At 47.8% G+C, this 18697-nt stretch carries 16 protein-coding genes; 9 read left to right on the top strand and 7 right to left on the bottom strand.

What is annotated here, in order from left to right:
- Positions 1 to 219: 219 nt before the first annotated feature.
- A complete protein-coding gene (locus DP119_RS12545; protein WP_112233642.1) occupies positions 220 to 1452 on the bottom strand; it encodes an MFS transporter in 1233 nt (410 codons plus the stop codon).
- A 131-nt stretch (positions 1453 to 1583) separates the two neighbouring features.
- Here DP119_RS12545 and DP119_RS12540 point away from each other — a divergent pair, with 131 nt between their 5' ends.
- The gene (locus tag DP119_RS12540) at positions 1584 to 2276 is read left to right on the top strand and encodes a peptidylprolyl isomerase (RefSeq protein WP_112233504.1); all 693 of its coding nucleotides are present in this window, start codon (positions 1584 to 1586) and stop codon (positions 2274 to 2276) included.
- 52 nt (positions 2277 to 2328) lie between these two features.
- On the opposite strand, the gene DP119_RS12535 is transcribed toward DP119_RS12540, so the two are convergent.
- The gene (locus DP119_RS12535; protein WP_112233503.1) at positions 2329 to 3498 is read right to left on the bottom strand and encodes a MalY/PatB family protein; all 1170 of its coding nucleotides are present in this window, start codon (positions 3496 to 3498) and stop codon (positions 2329 to 2331) included.
- Positions 3499 to 3573: 75 nt separating this feature from the next.
- Here DP119_RS12535 and DP119_RS12530 point away from each other — a divergent pair, with 75 nt between their 5' ends.
- On the top strand, positions 3574 to 3834 hold the full coding sequence (locus DP119_RS12530) for a DUF1871 family protein (RefSeq protein WP_112233502.1): 261 nt from the start codon (positions 3574 to 3576) through the stop codon (positions 3832 to 3834).
- A gap of 42 nt (positions 3835 to 3876) precedes the next feature.
- Here DP119_RS12530 and DP119_RS12525 read toward each other — a convergent pair whose 3' ends face one another.
- A complete protein-coding gene (locus tag DP119_RS12525) occupies positions 3877 to 4092 on the bottom strand; it encodes a helix-turn-helix domain-containing protein (protein ID WP_175578541.1) in 216 nt (71 codons plus the stop codon).
- Positions 4093 to 4193: 101 nt separating this feature from the next.
- Positions 4194 to 5531 carry a sodium-dependent transporter gene (locus DP119_RS12520; protein WP_112233501.1) on the bottom strand — a complete coding sequence of 446 codons (1338 nt, stop codon included), beginning with the start codon at positions 5529 to 5531 and terminating at the stop codon, positions 4194 to 4196.
- A 142-nt stretch (positions 5532 to 5673) separates the two neighbouring features.
- On the opposite strand from DP119_RS12520, the gene DP119_RS12515 reads away from it, so the two are divergent.
- Both DP119_RS12515 and yugI read left to right on the top strand, forming a co-directional pair.
- A complete protein-coding gene (locus DP119_RS12515; RefSeq protein ID WP_112233500.1) occupies positions 5674 to 8223 on the top strand; it encodes a hypothetical protein in 2550 nt (849 codons plus the stop codon).
- An 85-nt stretch (positions 8224 to 8308) separates the two neighbouring features.
- Entirely contained in the window at positions 8309 to 8683 is a 375-nt protein-coding gene (yugI, locus tag DP119_RS12510) for a S1 domain-containing post-transcriptional regulator GSP13 (protein ID WP_112233499.1), read from the top strand.
- A 25-nt stretch (positions 8684 to 8708) separates the two neighbouring features.
- Here yugI and DP119_RS12505 read toward each other — a convergent pair whose 3' ends face one another.
- Positions 8709 to 10019 (bottom strand): sigma 54-interacting transcriptional regulator, encoded by a 1311-nt coding sequence (locus DP119_RS12505; protein WP_112233498.1) that lies wholly within the window; start codon positions 10017 to 10019, stop codon positions 8709 to 8711.
- A 139-nt stretch (positions 10020 to 10158) separates the two neighbouring features.
- On the opposite strand from DP119_RS12505, the gene pruA reads away from it, so the two are divergent.
- From pruA to DP119_RS12485, 4 genes are all read left to right on the top strand, one after another.
- Entirely contained in the window at positions 10159 to 11703 is a 1545-nt protein-coding gene (pruA, locus tag DP119_RS12500) for an L-glutamate gamma-semialdehyde dehydrogenase (protein ID WP_112233497.1), read from the top strand.
- A 155-nt stretch (positions 11704 to 11858) separates the two neighbouring features.
- Positions 11859 to 13052, top strand: a complete 1194-nt coding sequence (locus DP119_RS12495; protein WP_112233496.1) for an ornithine--oxo-acid transaminase — start codon at positions 11859 to 11861, stop codon at positions 13050 to 13052.
- Positions 13053 to 13133: 81 nt separating this feature from the next.
- Complete coding sequence (locus DP119_RS12490) at positions 13134 to 14378, top strand: Glu/Leu/Phe/Val family dehydrogenase (protein WP_112233495.1); 1245 nt, start codon at positions 13134 to 13136, stop codon at positions 14376 to 14378.
- Positions 14379 to 14488: 110 nt separating this feature from the next.
- Positions 14489 to 15652 (top strand): iron-containing alcohol dehydrogenase, encoded by a 1164-nt coding sequence (locus tag DP119_RS12485; RefSeq protein WP_112233494.1) that lies wholly within the window; start codon positions 14489 to 14491, stop codon positions 15650 to 15652.
- Positions 15653 to 15693: 41 nt separating this feature from the next.
- Here the strand turns inward: DP119_RS12485 and DP119_RS12480 are convergent, their stop codons facing one another.
- Together DP119_RS12480 and DP119_RS12475 are read right to left on the bottom strand one after the other, a co-directional pair.
- Positions 15694 to 16683: a cation diffusion facilitator family transporter gene (locus DP119_RS12480; protein WP_112233493.1), complete on the bottom strand. Its 990-nt coding sequence runs from the start codon at positions 16681 to 16683 to the stop codon at positions 15694 to 15696.
- A 13-nt stretch (positions 16684 to 16696) separates the two neighbouring features.
- Positions 16697 to 17428, bottom strand: coding sequence for an MgtC/SapB family protein (locus DP119_RS12475; RefSeq protein WP_112233492.1), 732 nt, complete (start codon positions 17426 to 17428; stop codon positions 16697 to 16699).
- A 97-nt stretch (positions 17429 to 17525) separates the two neighbouring features.
- On the opposite strand from DP119_RS12475, the gene DP119_RS12470 reads away from it, so the two are divergent.
- A complete protein-coding gene (locus DP119_RS12470) occupies positions 17526 to 18428 on the top strand; it encodes a DMT family transporter (RefSeq protein WP_112233491.1) in 903 nt (300 codons plus the stop codon).
- Positions 18429 to 18697: the final 269 nt, after the last annotated feature.

Here is an 18697-nt window from a genome sequence, read left to right as displayed (position 1 = left end):
TCCAAAGTGGTACGTGATGAGTTTCTAATTAAAAAGTATAACGCATTGAGAGCGGTTTTGCACCGCACACCCTTGAGGTGATGAGGAAGCGCGTGAAGATTTCGTGTGTTTTGAAATAGGAAGAAACTCAGAAATCTGAAAATTGCGAATTTAAAAAAGCGCATAAAAAACACCTGTGAAAGGAAGTTTTTTTCCTTCAACAGGTGTTATGGGGCATAGCTAGGAATGTTTCAATTCCTGTTCTAAAAGGACGTCTTCGAAATCCTGTTCCGGTTGTTTTTTTGTATACCAGAGGAAAGCGAAGGCGAGAACGAATAATGTGCCCGTCACGATAAATACCGAGGAAATCCCGATAAACCCGCTGACGATACCGCCGAACATCGGGCCGACGATATTTCCGAGAAAGCGGAAACTCGTATTATAACCCATTACTTCGCCCTGGATGTCGATCGGCGCTTCGCGGCGCATCAATGCCGTTGTAGTCGGGATCATGCCGCCGACCGCTACACCGAAGAATAGGCGCAGGACGATGAGCTGCCATAACTCAGTGACGAAAGCTTGCGGAATGATGAACAAGAATGCAAGCAGCAAAAGCAAGCCGAGAATCTTCTCATAACCGACCGAATCTCCCAGCCGTCCCCAAAGCCTAGCGAACAGCAAATTGCCGACCCCTGTCGCGCTGAATGTGACACCTGCAAGAAAGGCCACTTGTGCGGTGCCTTCCGTCAATTCCGCCACGTATAAAGATAGCAAGGGCTGGATGCTGAAATTGCCGATTTGGATTAATGCCGTGATGATCATGACATTCAGCAGCAAACGGTGGTGCAGGATGCCATGGATGACCGTGCTTCGCGCATAGACATGGGCATCTTTTCGTTTCGGCTTGCGGATTTCCTTCAGCCCGAAGACGACAAACAATGCAGCGATACCGATAATCGTGGCGGTGATGAGGAAGGTGTAAGTGAAGCCGAACGCATCCGCCATCAAGCCGCCAAGTACCGGCCCGAACAAAGTCCCCGATACACTGCCCATCTGCAGTGTGCCAAGCGTTTTGCCGGCCGTCTCCTTGGACGTCTGCGAGCTGACAAAGGCGAGCGAAGTCGGGATGAATCCCGTGACGACTCCCATAAACAAGCGGATCATGAACAACCCCAGCACGGAATCGGCCGTCCCCATTAAAAAGATGCTGGTGGCAATCCCGAAGCCGTTGATGATCAATATCGGCTTGAAGCCGTATTTGTCGGCGATGCGCCCCCATACCGGCGACATGAACAGGGCGGCAACGAAAGTTACGCCAAACACTAGCCCTGACCAGCGCTGCACATATTCATCCGAAAAATTGCCGAGCGATTCGATGTATAGCGATAGAAACGGCATGATCATCGTCGTGCTGCCGGCGACCAGGAAATTGGTGAACATGATGATGTAGAAATTTCTTTTTTGAGTATCCAGTTGGAACCCCTTCTTTCTGAAAACCAAAACTCTTCCTATATTATATAATAGTTCGTTACACGAAAAAAGCAGAACAAATTACCGCTGTATTCTGAATAATTCTATGCTAGAATAAAGCGGGGTGAAACGAAATGAAAAAATATGGTTGGCTAGTAATCCTCTTGATTGCTGCTATTGCGCTGGCAGCTTGTGGAAATACGGAAGAACAAGGGACAAGCGGCACGGAATCCGATTCAACAGAAGAAGTGCAAGGCTATCCGCAGCTTGAACAAGGCATAACGGAAGAAACGGTAGTCGATATGAATACATCAGAAGGCACGATCCGCATCAGGCTGTTCCCAGAAATCGCACCGAAAGCGGTGGAGAATTTCCTGGGCCATGCCGAGTCCGGGTATTATGATGGGGTCATTTTCCATCGGGTAATCGAAAACTTCATGTTGCAGGGCGGTGATCCGACAGGCACCGGAAGCGGCGGCGAAAGTATTTATGGTGAGCCGTTCGAAGACGAATTCAGCGATCGGTTATTCAACTTCCGCGGCGCCTTGTCGATGGCGAATGCCGGTCCGGGAACGAATGGCAGCCAATTCTTTATCGTGCAGGCAAAAGAAATAAAAGAAGGTAGTGCCGCCGATTACCCAGAGGAAATCACTGCCGCATACGAAGAAATGGGCGGAACGCCTTGGCTGGATGGATTGCACACCGTCTTCGGCCAGGTCGATGAAGGCATGGACGTCGTCGACCAAATCGCTGCAGTCGAAAAGGGCCAAAATGATAAACCGCTTGAAGACGTTGTTATCGAATCGATTGACATCATCGAGCAATAAGAAAAAAAGCTATCGAATGTGATAGCTTTTTTTCTTTGTTTATAGGGAAGCTTTACCGAAGTGAACGGACAACCCGGCCCACACCATCTTCCAAAGTCTGTGTCGGGCAGGCGATATTCATGCGCAGGAATCCGCGGCCAGCTTCCCTGTATTTCGAACCGGGTTCAAGCGCCACTTTTCCAATTTCCAGCAGGCGCTTCATCACTTCTTCTTCAGTGAAGCCCAGCGCACGGTAATCGATCCACAATAAATAAGTCGACTGGGGCTTCCGGACCTTCAAGCCAGGCGCTTCACGTTCGAGCCGCTCCACCCCATAATCGATATGATGCGCTAATACTTCGAGCAGCTCGTTCAGCCACGGTTCCCCCTGTTCATATGCAGCTTTCCATGCAACAGGCGCAAAAGCATTCAACGAGCCGGTGCCATGTGCTTGCATATGCTGTTCCAAACGCAGGCGCCTATCTGGGTCAGAAGCGACGATCATGGCCGCTTGGATGCCGGCCAGGTTGAATGTTTTCGTTGGGGCGATACATGTGAAAATGCGATCCTGTTCACTGCCGGCAACCGAAAGAAGCGGTGTATGGGTTTCACCTGTATGGATCAAATCGCTATGGATTTCATCCGATAGGATCAAGACATCGTGGCGTGCGCATAACTGGACGATGTTCTCCAGTTCCGCCGGAGTCCACAATTTGCCGCCCGGGTTATGTGGATTGCACAAAATGAATAACCGTGCTTTTTCGAGTTTGGCTTCAAAATCAACCCAATCGATGGCGTATTCGCCGTCCTGCTCTGTTAATTCGGAATATAGCACCCCGCGTCCCAGGTTTTTAGGGATAGAAAAAAATGGCGGATAGACAGGCGGCGTAACCAGTACATGATCACCGGATTCGGTAAAGACATCGATGATGCTTGCCATGGCTGGGATGACGCCTTGATGAAACAGCATCCACTCCGTTTCCACCGTTAAACCGTGACGCTTTTCCAGCCAGTGCGCAGCAGCCGTTTTGCATTCCTCGCATATGTATGAATAACCGAAAATCGGAGGTTCCAATCGTTCTCGCAAAGCGTCTGTCACTGGAGGTGGAGCCGGAAAGTCCATATCGGCTACCCACATCGGCAATATGCCGGATGCATCATCGATGCCATAGACTTTCTCCATCCGTTCCCATTTGACGGAACGGGTCTTCCTGCGGTCATGCACTTGTTCGAACAAATTCAAAGCAATCTCCTCATTTCTTTTTGGTTTCTATGATATTATAGCTTTTAACGATACAGGAATGATAGGTGAAAACGAATGGATACGGTTGAAATGGATAAAAGGGCATTAAGGATCCTTGAAGGGTGGGACCCGTTCTCGGTCGGCATGGGTAAATACGGGGCAGAAGCAGCCGATGTCATCGACAGCTTGCACGCTATCGACCATCCGTCCGATTTAGCGAAAGCGATCCAGGAAATCTACGGGTTTTCGTTCAAGCAATGGATTCCGTTGGAAAAGTGCGTGGAAGTTTCCTATAAGTTATTGGCTGTAAAGTACGAAGAAAAACACATCATTTAAAAAAGCGAAATAAAAAAGCTTCGGCGCATTGCCGAAGCTTTTTTATTTTGGTGTCTCCAGTCCGTCAAGCAAGTTGGAAGCGGGTACTTCCAGTGCGTTCGACAGAACGAGGATCGTTTGGACAGATGGTACTTCTTCGCCGCTCTCATAGGATTCAAGGCGTGCAGTGCCGATGCGTGTCTTCAAAGACAAATCATCAAGCGACAGGTTGCGCTCTTCCCGCAGCATTTTCAATTGGGTGTGCAAATCTTTTTTCAAAGTCATACACTCCTTTTCTTAAAGACTTCCTTCTAGCTCTATCATACCATGCGGGAGCGTTTTCTTACATAAAGAGTTGTGGCATTTTTCGAACAATGGCATCAGGAGAAAATATCAATGATTCCATTGATAAACACAACGATGATGGCAACTGGCGCAACATAGCGGACCAGCACGCGCCATACTTCGACCCACGTCTGCTGCTGGGTCAATTCATCATGCGCATCTTTATTGCTCAGGACATATCCCGCAAACAGGGAGATGAACAATGCGCCGAGCGGCAAGCCGATGCGGCTCGTCAAGATGTCAACGAAATCAAAGAATGTGTAGCCGAAGAATACTGGCTCGCTCATGACGCCGAATGACAAAGCGCTCGGGATTCCCACAACGAAGATCGCCATGCCGATGATGAATGCCAAACGGCGGCGGCGGTCGTATTTATTTTTGACCGCGATTGATACGGTGATCTCAAGCATCGAGATGGATGAGGTCAAGGTGGCGAACAGCAACAGGATGAAGAAAATGATGATCAGGAATTGCCCCATGAACAACTGATCGAAAATGGCCGGCAAGATGATGAAGACAAGCCCTGGCCCCTGATCCGGCAAATAATCAAGTGCGAATACTGCCGGGAAAATGATCAGTCCGGCCATGATGGAAATGATGATGTTCAGCGATACGACACTGACAGCTGACCGCGTCAAGTTCTCGGATTTCTTTAAATAGGAAGCATACGTGATCATTCCGGCAACGCCGACACTTAAGGAGAAGAACGCTTGTCCAAGTGCCACCAAAGCCGTTTCGAAATTGAAGAACGACCAGTCGGGCACAAACATGAAGCGCACGCCTTCCATCGCCCCGTCAAGTGTCAATGAACGAATCATCAAGACGACGAAGAAAAGGAGCAGGGCCGGCATCATGATTTTGCTGGCGCGTTCGATGCCCGACTTGATGCCGCCTTGGACGATCCAGATAGTCAGCGCCATGAACGCCGCTTGTGCGATCAGCACTTCCCATGGGTTACTGATGATGCCGCCGAACAGCTCGGCAAAATCTTCATCGCCAAGCCCCGACAATTGCAAGGTGACGGCGCGTACCAGGTATGACAGCACCCAGCCCCCGACGACACTGTAGAAGGAAAGGATCAAGAAAGAAAAAATGAATCCGGACCAGCCGATCAAATACCACGGCTTTCCGGGTGCTTGTTTTTTAAGTCCGCTGACGGCGTCTGCCTGGCCGCGGCGCCCGATGACGAATTCAGCAAGCAAAATCGGCAAGCCGATCAAGACGGTGCTCAGGATGAACAGCAAAATAAAAACGCTGCCCCCGTTTGCGCCGGTTTCGTATGGGAACTTCCAGATCGCCCCGAGGCCGATTGCACTGCCGGCTGCTGCGAGTATGAAACCGATCTTGGACGTCCATTGTTCACGTGCTTTCATAATTGGTTCCTCCTAAATCGATTAGATTTCACTATTTTACACGAGCACTCCATAAAAAAATAGAATTATTTAAAAATGCATTGAATTTCTTCTGTATAATAGAAATAAAAGGAAACTCACCGGAAAGAGAGCTGATGGGGAGATGGATAAAAACAGCAATCCAGCAAGCGGGAATAATCGGAGCGAAGACCGGGAAATGGCTCAGTTGGAAGAAGAGCTTAGGCGATTCGCCTATCAAAACGGAATGGCAGCAGACCAGACGGATGCGTTGTTCAACCGGATCCTGGCTATTGCCGCCGGTGAAGTAGCAGCCGGCAATTTAGAGTTGGAGCTTCATCGCGCCGCTGCAGCGCAATTGGCGCATAGTCCCGCATTGCATAATGATGGGAGCGCAATTGGTTTTCGGGAAGACCGGGAAAGCCATTTGGCGCTCCAGTCATTGCCGCTCAATGAACGAATGGCTGCCGTCCTTTATTTGGTAAATGGACGTGAATCATCGTTTGCCGCACAGGCGCTTGGCATTGATGAACGGGAGCTAGTGGAACTAGCGGGCAGGGCGAGGCGGAAATTAGCAGAAAAATTATCTATCGAGGACCATCGAGAATTGATGCAGCGGCTGCAATTCCTGGAGAAATCCATCAAGCGGATCAAGCTCCCCGACAGGGAAGCGCCGATGGAAGAAAGCCCAGCCGCTGGCGTACAGCGAAAAGAACAAGCGCCGAAAGTGAAAAAGCCGGCGATCTGGCTGGTCGCAGCGTCGCTTGCTTTGCTTGCAGGAGTCGTCGGCGCATCCTTTTTCTTCGACAGTTTCCGTCTGCCTCCTGCTTCGGAAGCATCAGAAGGGCAATTGACACAGGAAATGGCAAAGGAAATGGAAACGCAATACGTGGAGACGAGGGAAAGCGCAAAACAGCGCCTCGGCTTGGAAGAGGAGGAATTTGCGGAGTTTGACTATGTCGCTAGCGCTGACCGAGAAAAAGACGAGTTGTTCAGCCGTAGCCATCTGCAGCAGCATAAAGACGACGCGGAACTTTTTAGTCAGCAAATGGAAGAACTGATTTGGATGGTCGAGACGCCAAAGGGGATGGGCGAATCCTTGGCGAACTCGGGCCATATGCCCGTCGATGAAATGGGCAGGTTCATGGAATTGTATTTTGCGAAAACAAACGAACTGCAGGTCTTTGCAGAAAGCGTATTAAAGAACAATGAAGAACACTTGCCCGAAGCATCCGCTCATTACGGCGAGCCGCAGCTTTTGCTGGAAGATATTCCGGAGGCATCAGCTGATCTGGAGCAATTGCTTACTGCCTGGCCGGAATATGGATTGCGTTTTCGTCTGTCGGAACCCGGCAGGATGCATTTGCTGACGAAGGATATTGACCAGCTGCAGCAGCTTCCGCAATTCCGGACACATCCGTTTGCCTTTGATTACTTACAGCTATTCAGGTTTTACCCCTATTTTGATGAACAGGGCTGGCTAGTGGAACCGTCCCATCTGGTCAGTACCTTGCATACAATGCTATCGCTATTGATCACAGAGCCAACTGACAGCGCGGTGAAAGAAGAAATAGAGGTCATGTATGAACAGACCGTCTGGCAAATCATCAAAGGCGCAGAACATGAAATTTATGAGGACGGCAGCGTCAAGCCTGAAATTCGCAAGCTTTGGAAAACGCTGACCCTATACGACCCATTGGCGGCCATCCTGCTGCCGGTGATCGGAGAAATGGAAAGCAGCGGCTGGCAGCACTCCGATTCTTTAGAGAATCTGGAATATGCCGACAGCCTAAAGATACTCGAGCAGGAGCGGCAAGGGGAACTGGGCGCGACTTTGCCAAACGGTGATTTCCCGCTGGAGTCCGAGCTGGTGGACTTGGCGGATTTTGAATACAGCCGCGTCAAAGAACTGTACGGGCGTTTCGGAAAATCCCACGATCCCGATTTGCTCGCTGACGTGCAACCGCTCGATATCTACCTTCTTTATTTTTATGCCAATCACGAAAAAGACCCGGAAACGATGTACCATCTTTTGGCCGAGAGCGAACTCAAGCCTAGCCTGAAACAGTACATGGATGAGTGGGAGCCGGTTCCTGAACTGACGGAAAATGCACTATGGGTTGAAATCCAGCAAGAAGCCGCTCAGCGCATTTACAAGAAGGTAGTAATCCAGCCGATGGTGATGTACGAAGAGAAGGATGTCGGATTTCACCAAGCCACTCCGCTGCAGCCGGCATTGGTGACGGAAAAGGACCAGATTTGGCTCGTTCAATACGTACGACAAGAATTCTCTCAAGGGCCCGATCCTGAGTTGCAGGAAAGGGCGATGGAAGCTTACCGTTCATTAGCGGACAAAGAAGAATTGCCAAAAAACACTTCGCCGCTTGTCATCGCTTACGCTTTATTGCATGCAGTAGATGAAGAAAACACAGCGGTTGCCAATACTTTGCTTGGTGACGGAGCGGGGGAACGGGAAGCCCAATTCTGGCGCAATTTTGCCAGCAGCCACCAATCCGCCGGTTTCGAAAACCTGGAAGCGATGTCATTTACGGCAACGGATTTGAATATCGAAAACCAAGTGGAAGCCAGTGTAGAGCTCCTATATAAAACGGAAGAGGGCAATCAATGGTCTGAATATCTCCAGCTGGCCCTGACGCCTGAAGGCTGGCGCTTTGAGCTGTATCCTGGCTACTGATTTTACTCTTATATGCAACTTGTGCTATAATATACAGATGCCAATAGGTGTACAGTAATTAGATAAAGACTAGGAGCGGTTAACTATGACAAAAACGTATCAAGCAGGAGATAAAGTCTCCGGCAAAGTAACAGGAATCCAGCCATACGGTGCATTCGTTGCACTGGACGACCAAACACAAGGGCTTGTCCACATTTCAGAAATCACGCACGGTTATGTGAAAGAAGTCAGCGAATACTTGTCTGTTGGACAGGAAGTAGACGTGAAAGTATTGGACGTCGATGATAAATCAAAAAAAATCAGCTTGTCGATCCGCGCGTTGCAAGAACAACCGCCGGCAGCCCAGAAAAGTGAAAAGCCGCGTCAATCTCTTCAATCTCATGTAAACGAGAGTGACTCTGAAGGCTTTAACACATTGAAAGACAAAATGCAGGAATGGATCAAACGTTCCGGCCAATAAGATATTAAGAAACGCACAACCGACATTAAGTCGATTGTGCGTTTTTTTTGATTTTCCGCAAACGGTATTGAAGGTTCTGGCGGCTCATGCCGAGCGCCTGGGCAGCTTTAGTCACATTGCCTCCGTATAGATCCATCGCTTTCTCCAAATAATACATTTCCGCTTCCTGCAGATACTCCTCAAGCGGCAGCAGATCCTTATCGGAACGGACCAGGAAATCTTCCGGCTGCAGCGAACCGCTTTGGGTTTTCAACTTGAAATGGTGTGGAAGCATGGACGCCGTCACGATTTCCTGTGTGGTGACGAGCGACGTGATCTCATCCAACAGCAATTCGAGTTCTTTCAAGTTTCCCGGCCAATCATAGCTGAGGAATAATTTTTCGACTTCATCCGACAAGGAACGGATGACCGACCCGACTTTCATGCGGTGCCGGGAGAAATAATCATCGACAAACGGCAGGATGTCTTCTTTCCTGCGGCGCAGCGGCTCGACTTTGATGGTCATCGCCGAGAAGAAATAATACAGGTCTTTCACCAAGGTATTGGAGGAAATCAATTCGACCGGATCATCGCCGACGCTTGCAACAAAATAACAATCGCCTGAAGCATGCCGTTCGACCACTTCGAGCAATTGCATCTGCAATGCGCGCGGCAACAAGTCAATGCGCTCACAATAAATCGTGCCGTGCTGCAGGCGTTCGATTTCCTTATCCAATTCGTCGATCAACCGGCTATCGGTGCCGTGGCAATACAGGATATGCATCGGAAGCTCGGAAGCGTGTGCGGAATGGATCGCTTCTGCGAGCAGCTCTTTGCCGGTTCCGGATTCACCGACCAATAACACAGGCAGTTTAGCGGCTGCGGCTTTTTCTGCACGGGCAATGATGTTTTTCATGCTCGCCGACACCGCAGTCAAGCTGGCGAAAGTGATCGGCTCTTCGTATTTCTTCAGCGGTTGGTAAATGACCCGCTCCAAGGTCGTCACATCCCGGGCAAGTTCAATCGCCCCGATCAGCGCGCCATTTTCGAAAACCGGATAACTATCATTGATGGTGGTGATCTCCTGTCCTTTTCGGTTCCAATACGTTTGCTTGATATTCAAGATCGGGGTTCCGCTCGTCAGAACTTGCAGCAAAGTGCTCTGCGTTTGGTCAAAGCGGAACATTTCCAAAAGCGACCGGTCCGTTAATTCCTGAAAGTCGAAGCCCTCGATTTCCCGCATCTTACGATTGTACAAAATGGTTTTCCCTTTGCTGTCGATAGCGTGTATCCCTACAGCTACATGGTCTCCAGCGAATTTATAAAAAGGGGCCAAGTCCATTTGTTGTTCGTTCATGGCCATCACCTCAAAATTATTTTGACTTTTTAGATTAAAATACTTGAAAAACGCAATAATCTTTTGCATTATTATAAGTGGAAACAGATTAAGAGTGCAAATTTTTTTTGCGCTCGCTCAATTAGAAGGAGGATTCCCAATGATTCCCTACAAACATGAACCATTCACAGATTTCTCGATCGAGGAGAATCGCAATGCATACTTGGAAGGCCTGAAAACGGTTGAAGGATACCTCGGCCAGGATTACCCGCTAATCATCGGCGGAGAACGCGTAACGACTGAAGACAAAATCGTTTCATTCAATCCGGCGGATAAAGAAGAAATCGTTGGGCGCGTCTCCAAATCAAATAAAGAGCTTGCAGAAAAAGCCATGCAAGAAGCGGACGCTGCATTCAAAACATGGAAAAAAGTGAAACCTGAAGTACGTGCGGATGTCTTGTTCAAAGCAGCAGCAATCGTGCGACGCAGAAAACACGAATTCTCGGCATTATTGACAAAAGAAGCAGGCAAGCCTTGGAACGAAGCGGATGCAGATACGGCAGAAGCAATCGATTTCATGGAATACTATGCCCGCCAAATGCTTCGCCTAAAAGACGGCATGCCAGTTGAAAGCCGCCCAGGTGAAGATAACCGTTATAACTATATCCCGCTAGGTGTCGGCGTTGTCATTTCCCCATGGAACTTTGCATTCGCTATCATGGCAGGAACGACCGTGGCCGCTATGGTAGCAGGGAACACTGTACTATTAAAACCTGCATCAACTACACCGGTTGTCGCTTATAAATTCATCGAAGTTCTGGAAGAAGCTGGCATGCCAAAAGGCGTCGTCAACTACATCCCAGGTCCTGGCGCTGAAGTGGGCGACTACTTGGTCGATCACCCGAATACACGCTTCATTTCATTCACGGGCTCCCGCCAAGTCGGTTTGCGCATTGCTGAACGTTCAGCAAAAGTGAATGAAGGCCAAATTTGGATCAAGCGCTTGATCGCCGAAATGGGCGGCAAGGACACAATGGTCGTCGACAAAGAAGCGGATCTGGAACTCGCTGCACAGTCCATCGTGAAATCGGCATTCGGTTTCAGCGGGCAGAAATGTTCAGCTTGTTCGCGTGCAATAATCGTTGAGGATGTTTACGACGAAGTTCTCGAGCGCGTGGTGGAATTGACGAATGAATTGACGATCGGCAACACAGTCGACCAATCGAAATTCATGGGCCCTGTCATCGACGGTGCTGCTTACAAGAAAATCATGGATTACATCGAAATCGGTAAAAAAGATGGCCGTTTAGTAGCCGGTGGGGATGGAGACGATTCGAAAGGATTCTTCGTCAACCCGACAGTTATCGCTGATCTGGATCCTACTTCCACAATCATGCAGGAAGAAATCTTCGGGCCGGTTGTAGGCTTCTCGAAAGCGAAAGACTTTGATGAAGCAATCGAAATCGCCAACAACACTGAATACGGTTTGACAGGAGCGGTCATCACGAACAACCGTGAAAACCTTGAAAAAGCCCGTGAAGACTTCCATGTAGGTAACTTGTATTTCAACCGCGGATGTACTGGCGCGATTGTCGGATACCAGCCATTCGGCGGATTCAATATGTCCGGTACTGACTCAAAAGCGGGCGGGCCAGACTACTTGGTTCTTCATATGCAAGCACAAACAACTTCTGAAATGTTTTAATTATTCGTTTAATGGTATAATGATGCGCAAAAGGCAGACTCCGTGTCTGCCTTTTTTTAAAAAAAGGCGCCGTTAAGCGCATCCAGCCATGCGGACTACTTCATTAGACTCTAGGGCTCAGCGGATCTCGCCTTAATTTCAAGGAGGAATTTGGAATGACACAAACACAGTCGATCATCGAAAAAACAGAGCAATACGGGGCAAAGAACTACCATCCACTGCCGATCGTCATCTCGAAGGCGGAAGGCGTCTGGGTAACAGATCCAGAAGGCAATAAATTCATGGACATGCTTTCTGCCTACTCAGCAGTGAACCAAGGACATCGCCATCCAAAAATCATCCAGGCTTTGAAAGACCAAGCCGATCGCGTCACTCTAACGTCGCGTGCATTCCATAACGACCAACTGGCACCATGGTACGAAATGATCTGCAAGATTTCCGGCAAAGAAATGGCCTTGCCGATGAACACAGGGGCGGAAGCTGTCGAAACCGCCATCAAAGCAGCTCGACGCTGGGCATACGATGTCAAAGGTGTTGAAGATGGAAAAGCGGAAATCATTGCTTGTGAAGGTAACTTCCATGGCCGTACGATGACCGCTGTCTCGCTTTCATCAGACGCTGAATACCGCCGAGGCTTCGGTCCGATGCTACCAGGTATCAATATTGTCCCGTTTGGCGATTTGGAAGCATTGAAAAATGCGATTACACCCAATACGGCAGCCTTCCTGATCGAGCCGATCCAAGGCGAAGCCGGAATCATCATGCCGCCAAAAGGCTTCTTGAAAGCAGCACGCGAACTTTGCCGTGAAAACAACGTATTGTTCATTGCTGACGAAATCCAGTGCGGCCTTGCACGTACCGGTAAAATGTTCGCTTGTGAATGGGAAGATGTAGATCCGGATATGTACATTCTTGGAAAAGCACTTGGCGGCGGGGTATTCCCGATCTCTTGCGTCGTTGCTGACAATGAAGTGCTCGGCGTCTTCAACCCGGGATCACATGGCTCCACGTTCGGCGGCAACCCGTTAGCGTGCGCCGTATCCATTGCTTCCATGCAGGTCATCCAAGACGAAAACCTCACGGAACGCTCGCAAGAACTTGGCACTTACTTCATGGATGAATTGAAGAAAATCGACCATCCTGTCATCAAAGAAGTCCGCGGACGCGGCTTGTTCATCGGAATGGAATTGACGGAAGCAGCGCGCCCTTACTGTGAACAGCTGAAAGAGCTCGGGCTTTTGTGCAAGGAAACGCATGATACGGTTATCCGTTTTGCACCGCCGCTGATCATCACGAAAGAAGAGCTGGACTGGGCGCTTGAGCGCATTCACCAAGTGTTCACAAAATAACAATGTTTGTGGCAAATGGAAGTTTGCCATGTTACACTAGATGCGGGTAATTACTAAAATACAAAGAGGCGAAATTAAACAATGGCTGAAAACTTGAACTTGTTGACGTCAACGCAGGATGTCATTAAAATTGCATTGGATAAACTTGGATACGAAGATTCGATGTATGAACTTCTGAAAGAACCGATGCGGATCTTGGAAGTGCGCATCCCGGTCCGGATGGATGATGGGAAAACCAAAGTGTTCACGGGATTCCGTGCCCAGCACAATGATGCTGTCGGTCCAACTAAGGGGGGAGTACGCTTCCACCCCGACGTAAACCGCGACGAGGTTATCGCACTTTCCATGTGGATGACATTGAAATGCGGAATCGTGGACTTGCCGTACGGCGGCGGTAAAGGCGGAATCATTTGCGATCCGCGCGAAATGTCCATGCACGAAATCGAAAAGCTGAGCCGTGGCTACGTACGTGCCATTAGCCAGATTGTCGGGCCGAACAAAGACATTCCCGCGCCGGATGTATTCACAAACTCGCAAATCATGGCCTGGATGTTCGACGAATACAGCAAGATTGACGAATTCAACTCACCAGGATTCATTACAGGTAAGCCAATTGTGCTAGGTGGCTCTCAAGGCCGCGATAAGGCAACTGCACAAGGCGTTACAATCGTCATCAACGAAGCAGCGAAAAAACGTGGCCTTGACATGAAAGGTGCACGCGTCGTAATCCAGGGATTCGGTAACGCAGGAAGCTTCTTGGCGAAATTCCTTCACGATGCAGGCGCTAAAGTTGTCGGCATTTCCGATGCTTATGGTGCATTGCATGACCCGGAAGGCTTGGATATCGATTATCTCCTCGACCGCCGCGACAGCTTTGGTACGGTCACCACGCTTTTCGACAATACCATCACCAACAAAGAATTGTTCGAAATCGATTGCGATATCCTGGTTCCAGCAGCAATCGCTAACCAGATAACAGAAGAAAACGCACATGACATCAAAGCTTCTATCGTAGTTGAAGCTGCAAATGGCCCGACTACAGCTGAAGCAACGAAGATTCTGACGGATCGCGGAATATTGCTTGTCCCTGATGTGCTCGCAAGTTCCGGCGGTGTAACGGTTTCGTACTTTGAATGGGTACAGAATAACCAAGGTTATTACTGGACACAGGAAGAAGTCGACGAGAAGCTGGAGAAGAAATTGGTGGAAGCTTTTGATAACGTATACAACGTTGCCACTAACCGGAATATCGATATGCGCCTTGCTGCGTATATGGTCGGTGCAAGAAGAACTGCAGAAGCATCACGCTTCCGTGGATGGGTATAACAAATAACCGCCTGGCCTTAGCCGGGCGGTTTTCTTGTGCTCAAACTTTTGCTTTTTGTGAAGTGAAAATCCATAATGAAAACTGAACGTATTTTGGAGGAGGAGATCACATGAACGCATTTTCTTTTTACAATCCTGTTAAATTAATTTTCGGCAAAGGCCAATTAGAAGCGCTGAAAAAAGAAATTCCAAATTATGGTAAAAAGGTATTGGTAGTTTATGGAGGCGGAAGCATCAAGAAAAACGGTGTTTACGATGAAGTCATGTCTACATTGAACGAAATGGACGTCGAAATTCATGAACTTTCCGGTGTAGAGCCAAACCCGCGCCTTTCGACCGCAAAACGGGGAATTGAAATCTGCAAACAGGAGAATATCGACATGCTGCTAGCAGTTGGTGGCGGTTCTGTCATCGACTGCACAAAACTCATTGCTGCCGGAGCGAAATACGACGGCGACGCATGGGACTTTGTGACACGTAAAGCAACGCCCAAAGAAGTATTGCCGTTTGGTACAGTATTGACCTTGGCTGCAACCGGCTCTGAAATGAATGCCGGTTCTGTCATCACAAATGAAGAAACGGAAGAAAAATACGGATGGGGCAGCCCGTTGACATTCCCTAAATTCTCTATTTTGGACCCAACCTACACGAAATCCGTGCCGCGCAACCACACCGTTTACGGAGTAGTGGACATGATGTCGCATATGTTCGAACAGTATTACCATAATGCAACTAACACGCCGGTACAGGACCAGATGATCGAGGGCGTGTTGCGTGCAGTAATCGACACGGCTCCAAAGCTCATGGATGACCTTGATAGCTATGAACATCGTGAAACCATTCTGTTCGCGGGCACCATGGGTCTTAACAACTTCCTGCAGATGGGTTATAACGGGGATTGGGCATCCCATAATATTGAACATGCAGTTTCTGCTATTTATGACATCCCGCATGCGGGCGGCTTGGCAATTCTGTTCCCTCAATGGATGCGGCATAACGTCCCGGTTAACCCGGCACGGTTCGCGCAGATGGCCGTTCGCGTATTCGGGGTCGACCGTGCAAACAAATCCGATGAAGAAATCGCATACGAAGGAATCGATCGGCTCGTTGAATTCTGGACATCAATTGGGGCTCCGAGCAGCTTGAAAGATTACGACATTGATGATTCCCGTTTCTCGGATATCGTCGACAAAACACTCGTCTACGGCGAATTCGGCAACTTTAACAAATTAAACGGTCAAGATGTAGAAAAAATCCTTCAAGCTTCGCTATAACATAAGGAAATCCCGATGCATCGTCATGCATCGGGATTTCTTTATTTGGTTTTCTTCAATGACTCAGGACGCTTGCTAACATGGACCCAGTGTTTTTCGCCATCGTCCGCATCAAGTGAAACGATTACATCATCTACGCTAGGCTGGCTTAGGATAAGTTCAGCTAAACGATTCTGTAAATCGTCAGCTTCTTTAACGGTTAGATTAGGATCAACTTCCACTAAAGTTTCAACGTGAAGAAACTCGCCTTCTTTCACAACTTCCAGCTCACGGATATCTTTTACAGAAGGTCTTTCGGAAAGAAGATGTGCAATGTGATTGACCATTTGTTCATCAGTTTCACCAATGACACCCCGTGCATTATCCAGGAATATCTTCGTTACTACATAGAACATCATGAAACCGATAGCAATCGATGCTGCACCTTCGATTTGAAGAAATCCGGTATAATGGGCAATCAGGACAGCGATTAAAGCCAAGATCCCCCCGGCTGTAGCAACCAAATCTTCCAAGAAAACAAGTTTCGTAGCGGGTTTTGCGCGGTTCAAGTGCAAAAAGCTTGTAGTCAACGGCGAGAGACCCCCGCCTTTTACGCCCGCTTCATGCAATACTTCTTTTCCGGCTTTATACATCACGAATAACTCAAGTAAAATTGCGATTGATAATACAATGACACTGATGATAAAACCTTCCGCTTCGATTGGATGTGTCATCTGATGCCAACCTTCAACGATGGTTTCATAAGCCATGATTCCGACGATCAAAACTGCCGCAAGCAAAACTAGATTCAACAGGCGGCCAAAACCATTAGGGAACCGTTTTGTCGGAGCTTTTTTCGATAAGGCCGAGCCGATGAATACAAAATATTGGTTCGCCGCGTCACCGATAGAGTGCATCGTTTCGGCGAACATGGCGACATTTCCGGTAAACATAAAGGCAACGCCTTTCATGATGGCAATAAATGTGTTGATTAATGCAGCGTAAAGAGATGGTTTATTTCCTCCCTTTAAGAGTCCAAAAAATTCTCCCAAAAAAATTCCTCCTTTAGTTAATCATTTCGATATCCACTTGCTTCACACAATCAATAGAAGAAATCTCCCTATACAGTTCAATTGTTTCTGTTTCTTGCGAATAAGACATGCGGATCGATAGTTTGTAGTACAAAGTTCCATTTTCCTGTTCGGGATGAAGAATTGACAAGTCTTCAATAGTCATGCCGCTGTCTTTCAGTTCGTCCATCACTTCGCTGATAGCGTCCTCACCGGATACATACACGGTGAGCTTCGCTTCTGTCTGTCTCAGCCGTTGTGGCCCGAAGCGGAAAAGAAGGGGGGGTATTACTTCAATACCAATAAGCACTAGCAAAACTGCCATCATTGCTTCGATATAAAACCCCGCAGCGACAGCAATGCCGATTCCTCCAGCTCCCCAGATCATCGCAGCAGTCGTAAGTCCAGAAATCGAATCATTCCCTCGTTTCAATATAACACCGGCACCCAGGAAGCCGATTCCTGAAACAATTTGTGCTGCAAGCCGTAGCGGATCCATTGTAATATTTACTCCTTCGTAGCTGCTCGACTCTGCAATATAAGCGGATTCAATTGATATAATGGTCAATAGACAGCTGAAGGTGGCAATGACCATACTTGTCTTCAAACCAACAGGCTTTCTCTTTAATTCCCTTTCCAACCCTATAACTAAACTTAAAACAGCGGCGATAGTTAATTTCATAAATGTTTCGAATGAGGAAATTTCTAGTGCGCTGAAAAATTCCAAGATCACAAACCTCCATTTCGCTTTGCGGTTGAATGAGGAGCCGGCAAATGGCAAACTGAAAAGTGATGTTAAAATCTTATGTAGCAAGAGGTGTCTTATGGAAAAACCGACGATTCATCCTTATATACCCATTTTGGTCGGAGTTATCTCAGTTGCGATGTCTGCAATTTTCGTTAAGATGACTACAGCTGATGCAGGCGTAACGGCTTTTTACCGGATGTTGTTTTCAATTCTATTGATGCTCCCCGTTTTCCTCTATAGCAATCTACCTGAAATAAAAAAATTAAATAGAAGGGACTGGATATTCTCAGCGATTGCCGGTATCTTTTTGGCTTTCCATTTTATTTTATGGTTCGAATCTTTAAATTATACTTCTGTTGCGAGTTCCACTGTTCTAGTAACGTTGCAGCCGCTTTTTGCATTTACGGGAACGTACTTCTTCTTTAAAGAGCGCCTCTCCGCGAAAACTTTAATTTCTGGAGCAGTAGCGATTACAGGGAGTATTGTTATTGCTTATGGAGACTTTCAGGTAAGTGGAAGTGCTTTGTTCGGGGACATCCTTGCACTTATTGCTTGCGCATTGATTACAGCGTATTTACTATTCGGACAAGATGTGCGAAAACGATTATCTTTAGTTACATATACATTTATTGTTTATGGTTTCAGTACTATATCGCTATTCTTTTATATCCTTGCAAAAGGGGAGTCGTTTGGTCCTTATCCGAAGGAAGAGTGGATGTGGTTTCTATTACTAGCTATCATCCCTAATCTTTTGGGACATACTCTGTTCAATTGGGCAGTGAAATGGGTAAGCACAAATGTAATTTCGATAGCTATCCTATTTGAACCAGTAGGTGCGGCGATTTTAGCGTACTTCATTCTAGGAGAGTTAGTCAGCGGCACACAAATTATTGGCGGGAGTATTGTAATAGCTGGCCTTTTGTTCTTCATCACTGACTATAGAAAAATTAGAAAAATCTTTTTTTGGAAAAGCACTTGATTTTTTCAAGCGCGCGGTTTATAGTTGTAAATGTCCTCGAAACAAGCCGATAAAAATATTTTGAAATAGTATTGACATCAGGTTTTAAAAAGGATATAGTAATCAAGTCGCCAAAACAAGGCGCACAACATGAACCTTGAAAACTGAACAGCAAAACGTCAATAATACAGCCGCGAGCGATCGCGGCAAACTTACTGATCAGCTTCGGCAGATCAAAGCGAATCGCGCGTCTTATGACGGCGATACGCCAGCAGTATTGAGCAATCAAC

The sequence above is a fragment of the Planococcus maitriensis genome (assembly GCF_003289925.1).
Taxonomy (GTDB): Bacteria; Bacillota; Bacilli; order Bacillales_A; family Planococcaceae; genus Planococcus; species Planococcus maitriensis.
The sequence above is the reverse complement of the archived record's forward strand: the minus strand, read 5'-3'. Positions and strand labels throughout refer to the sequence as shown.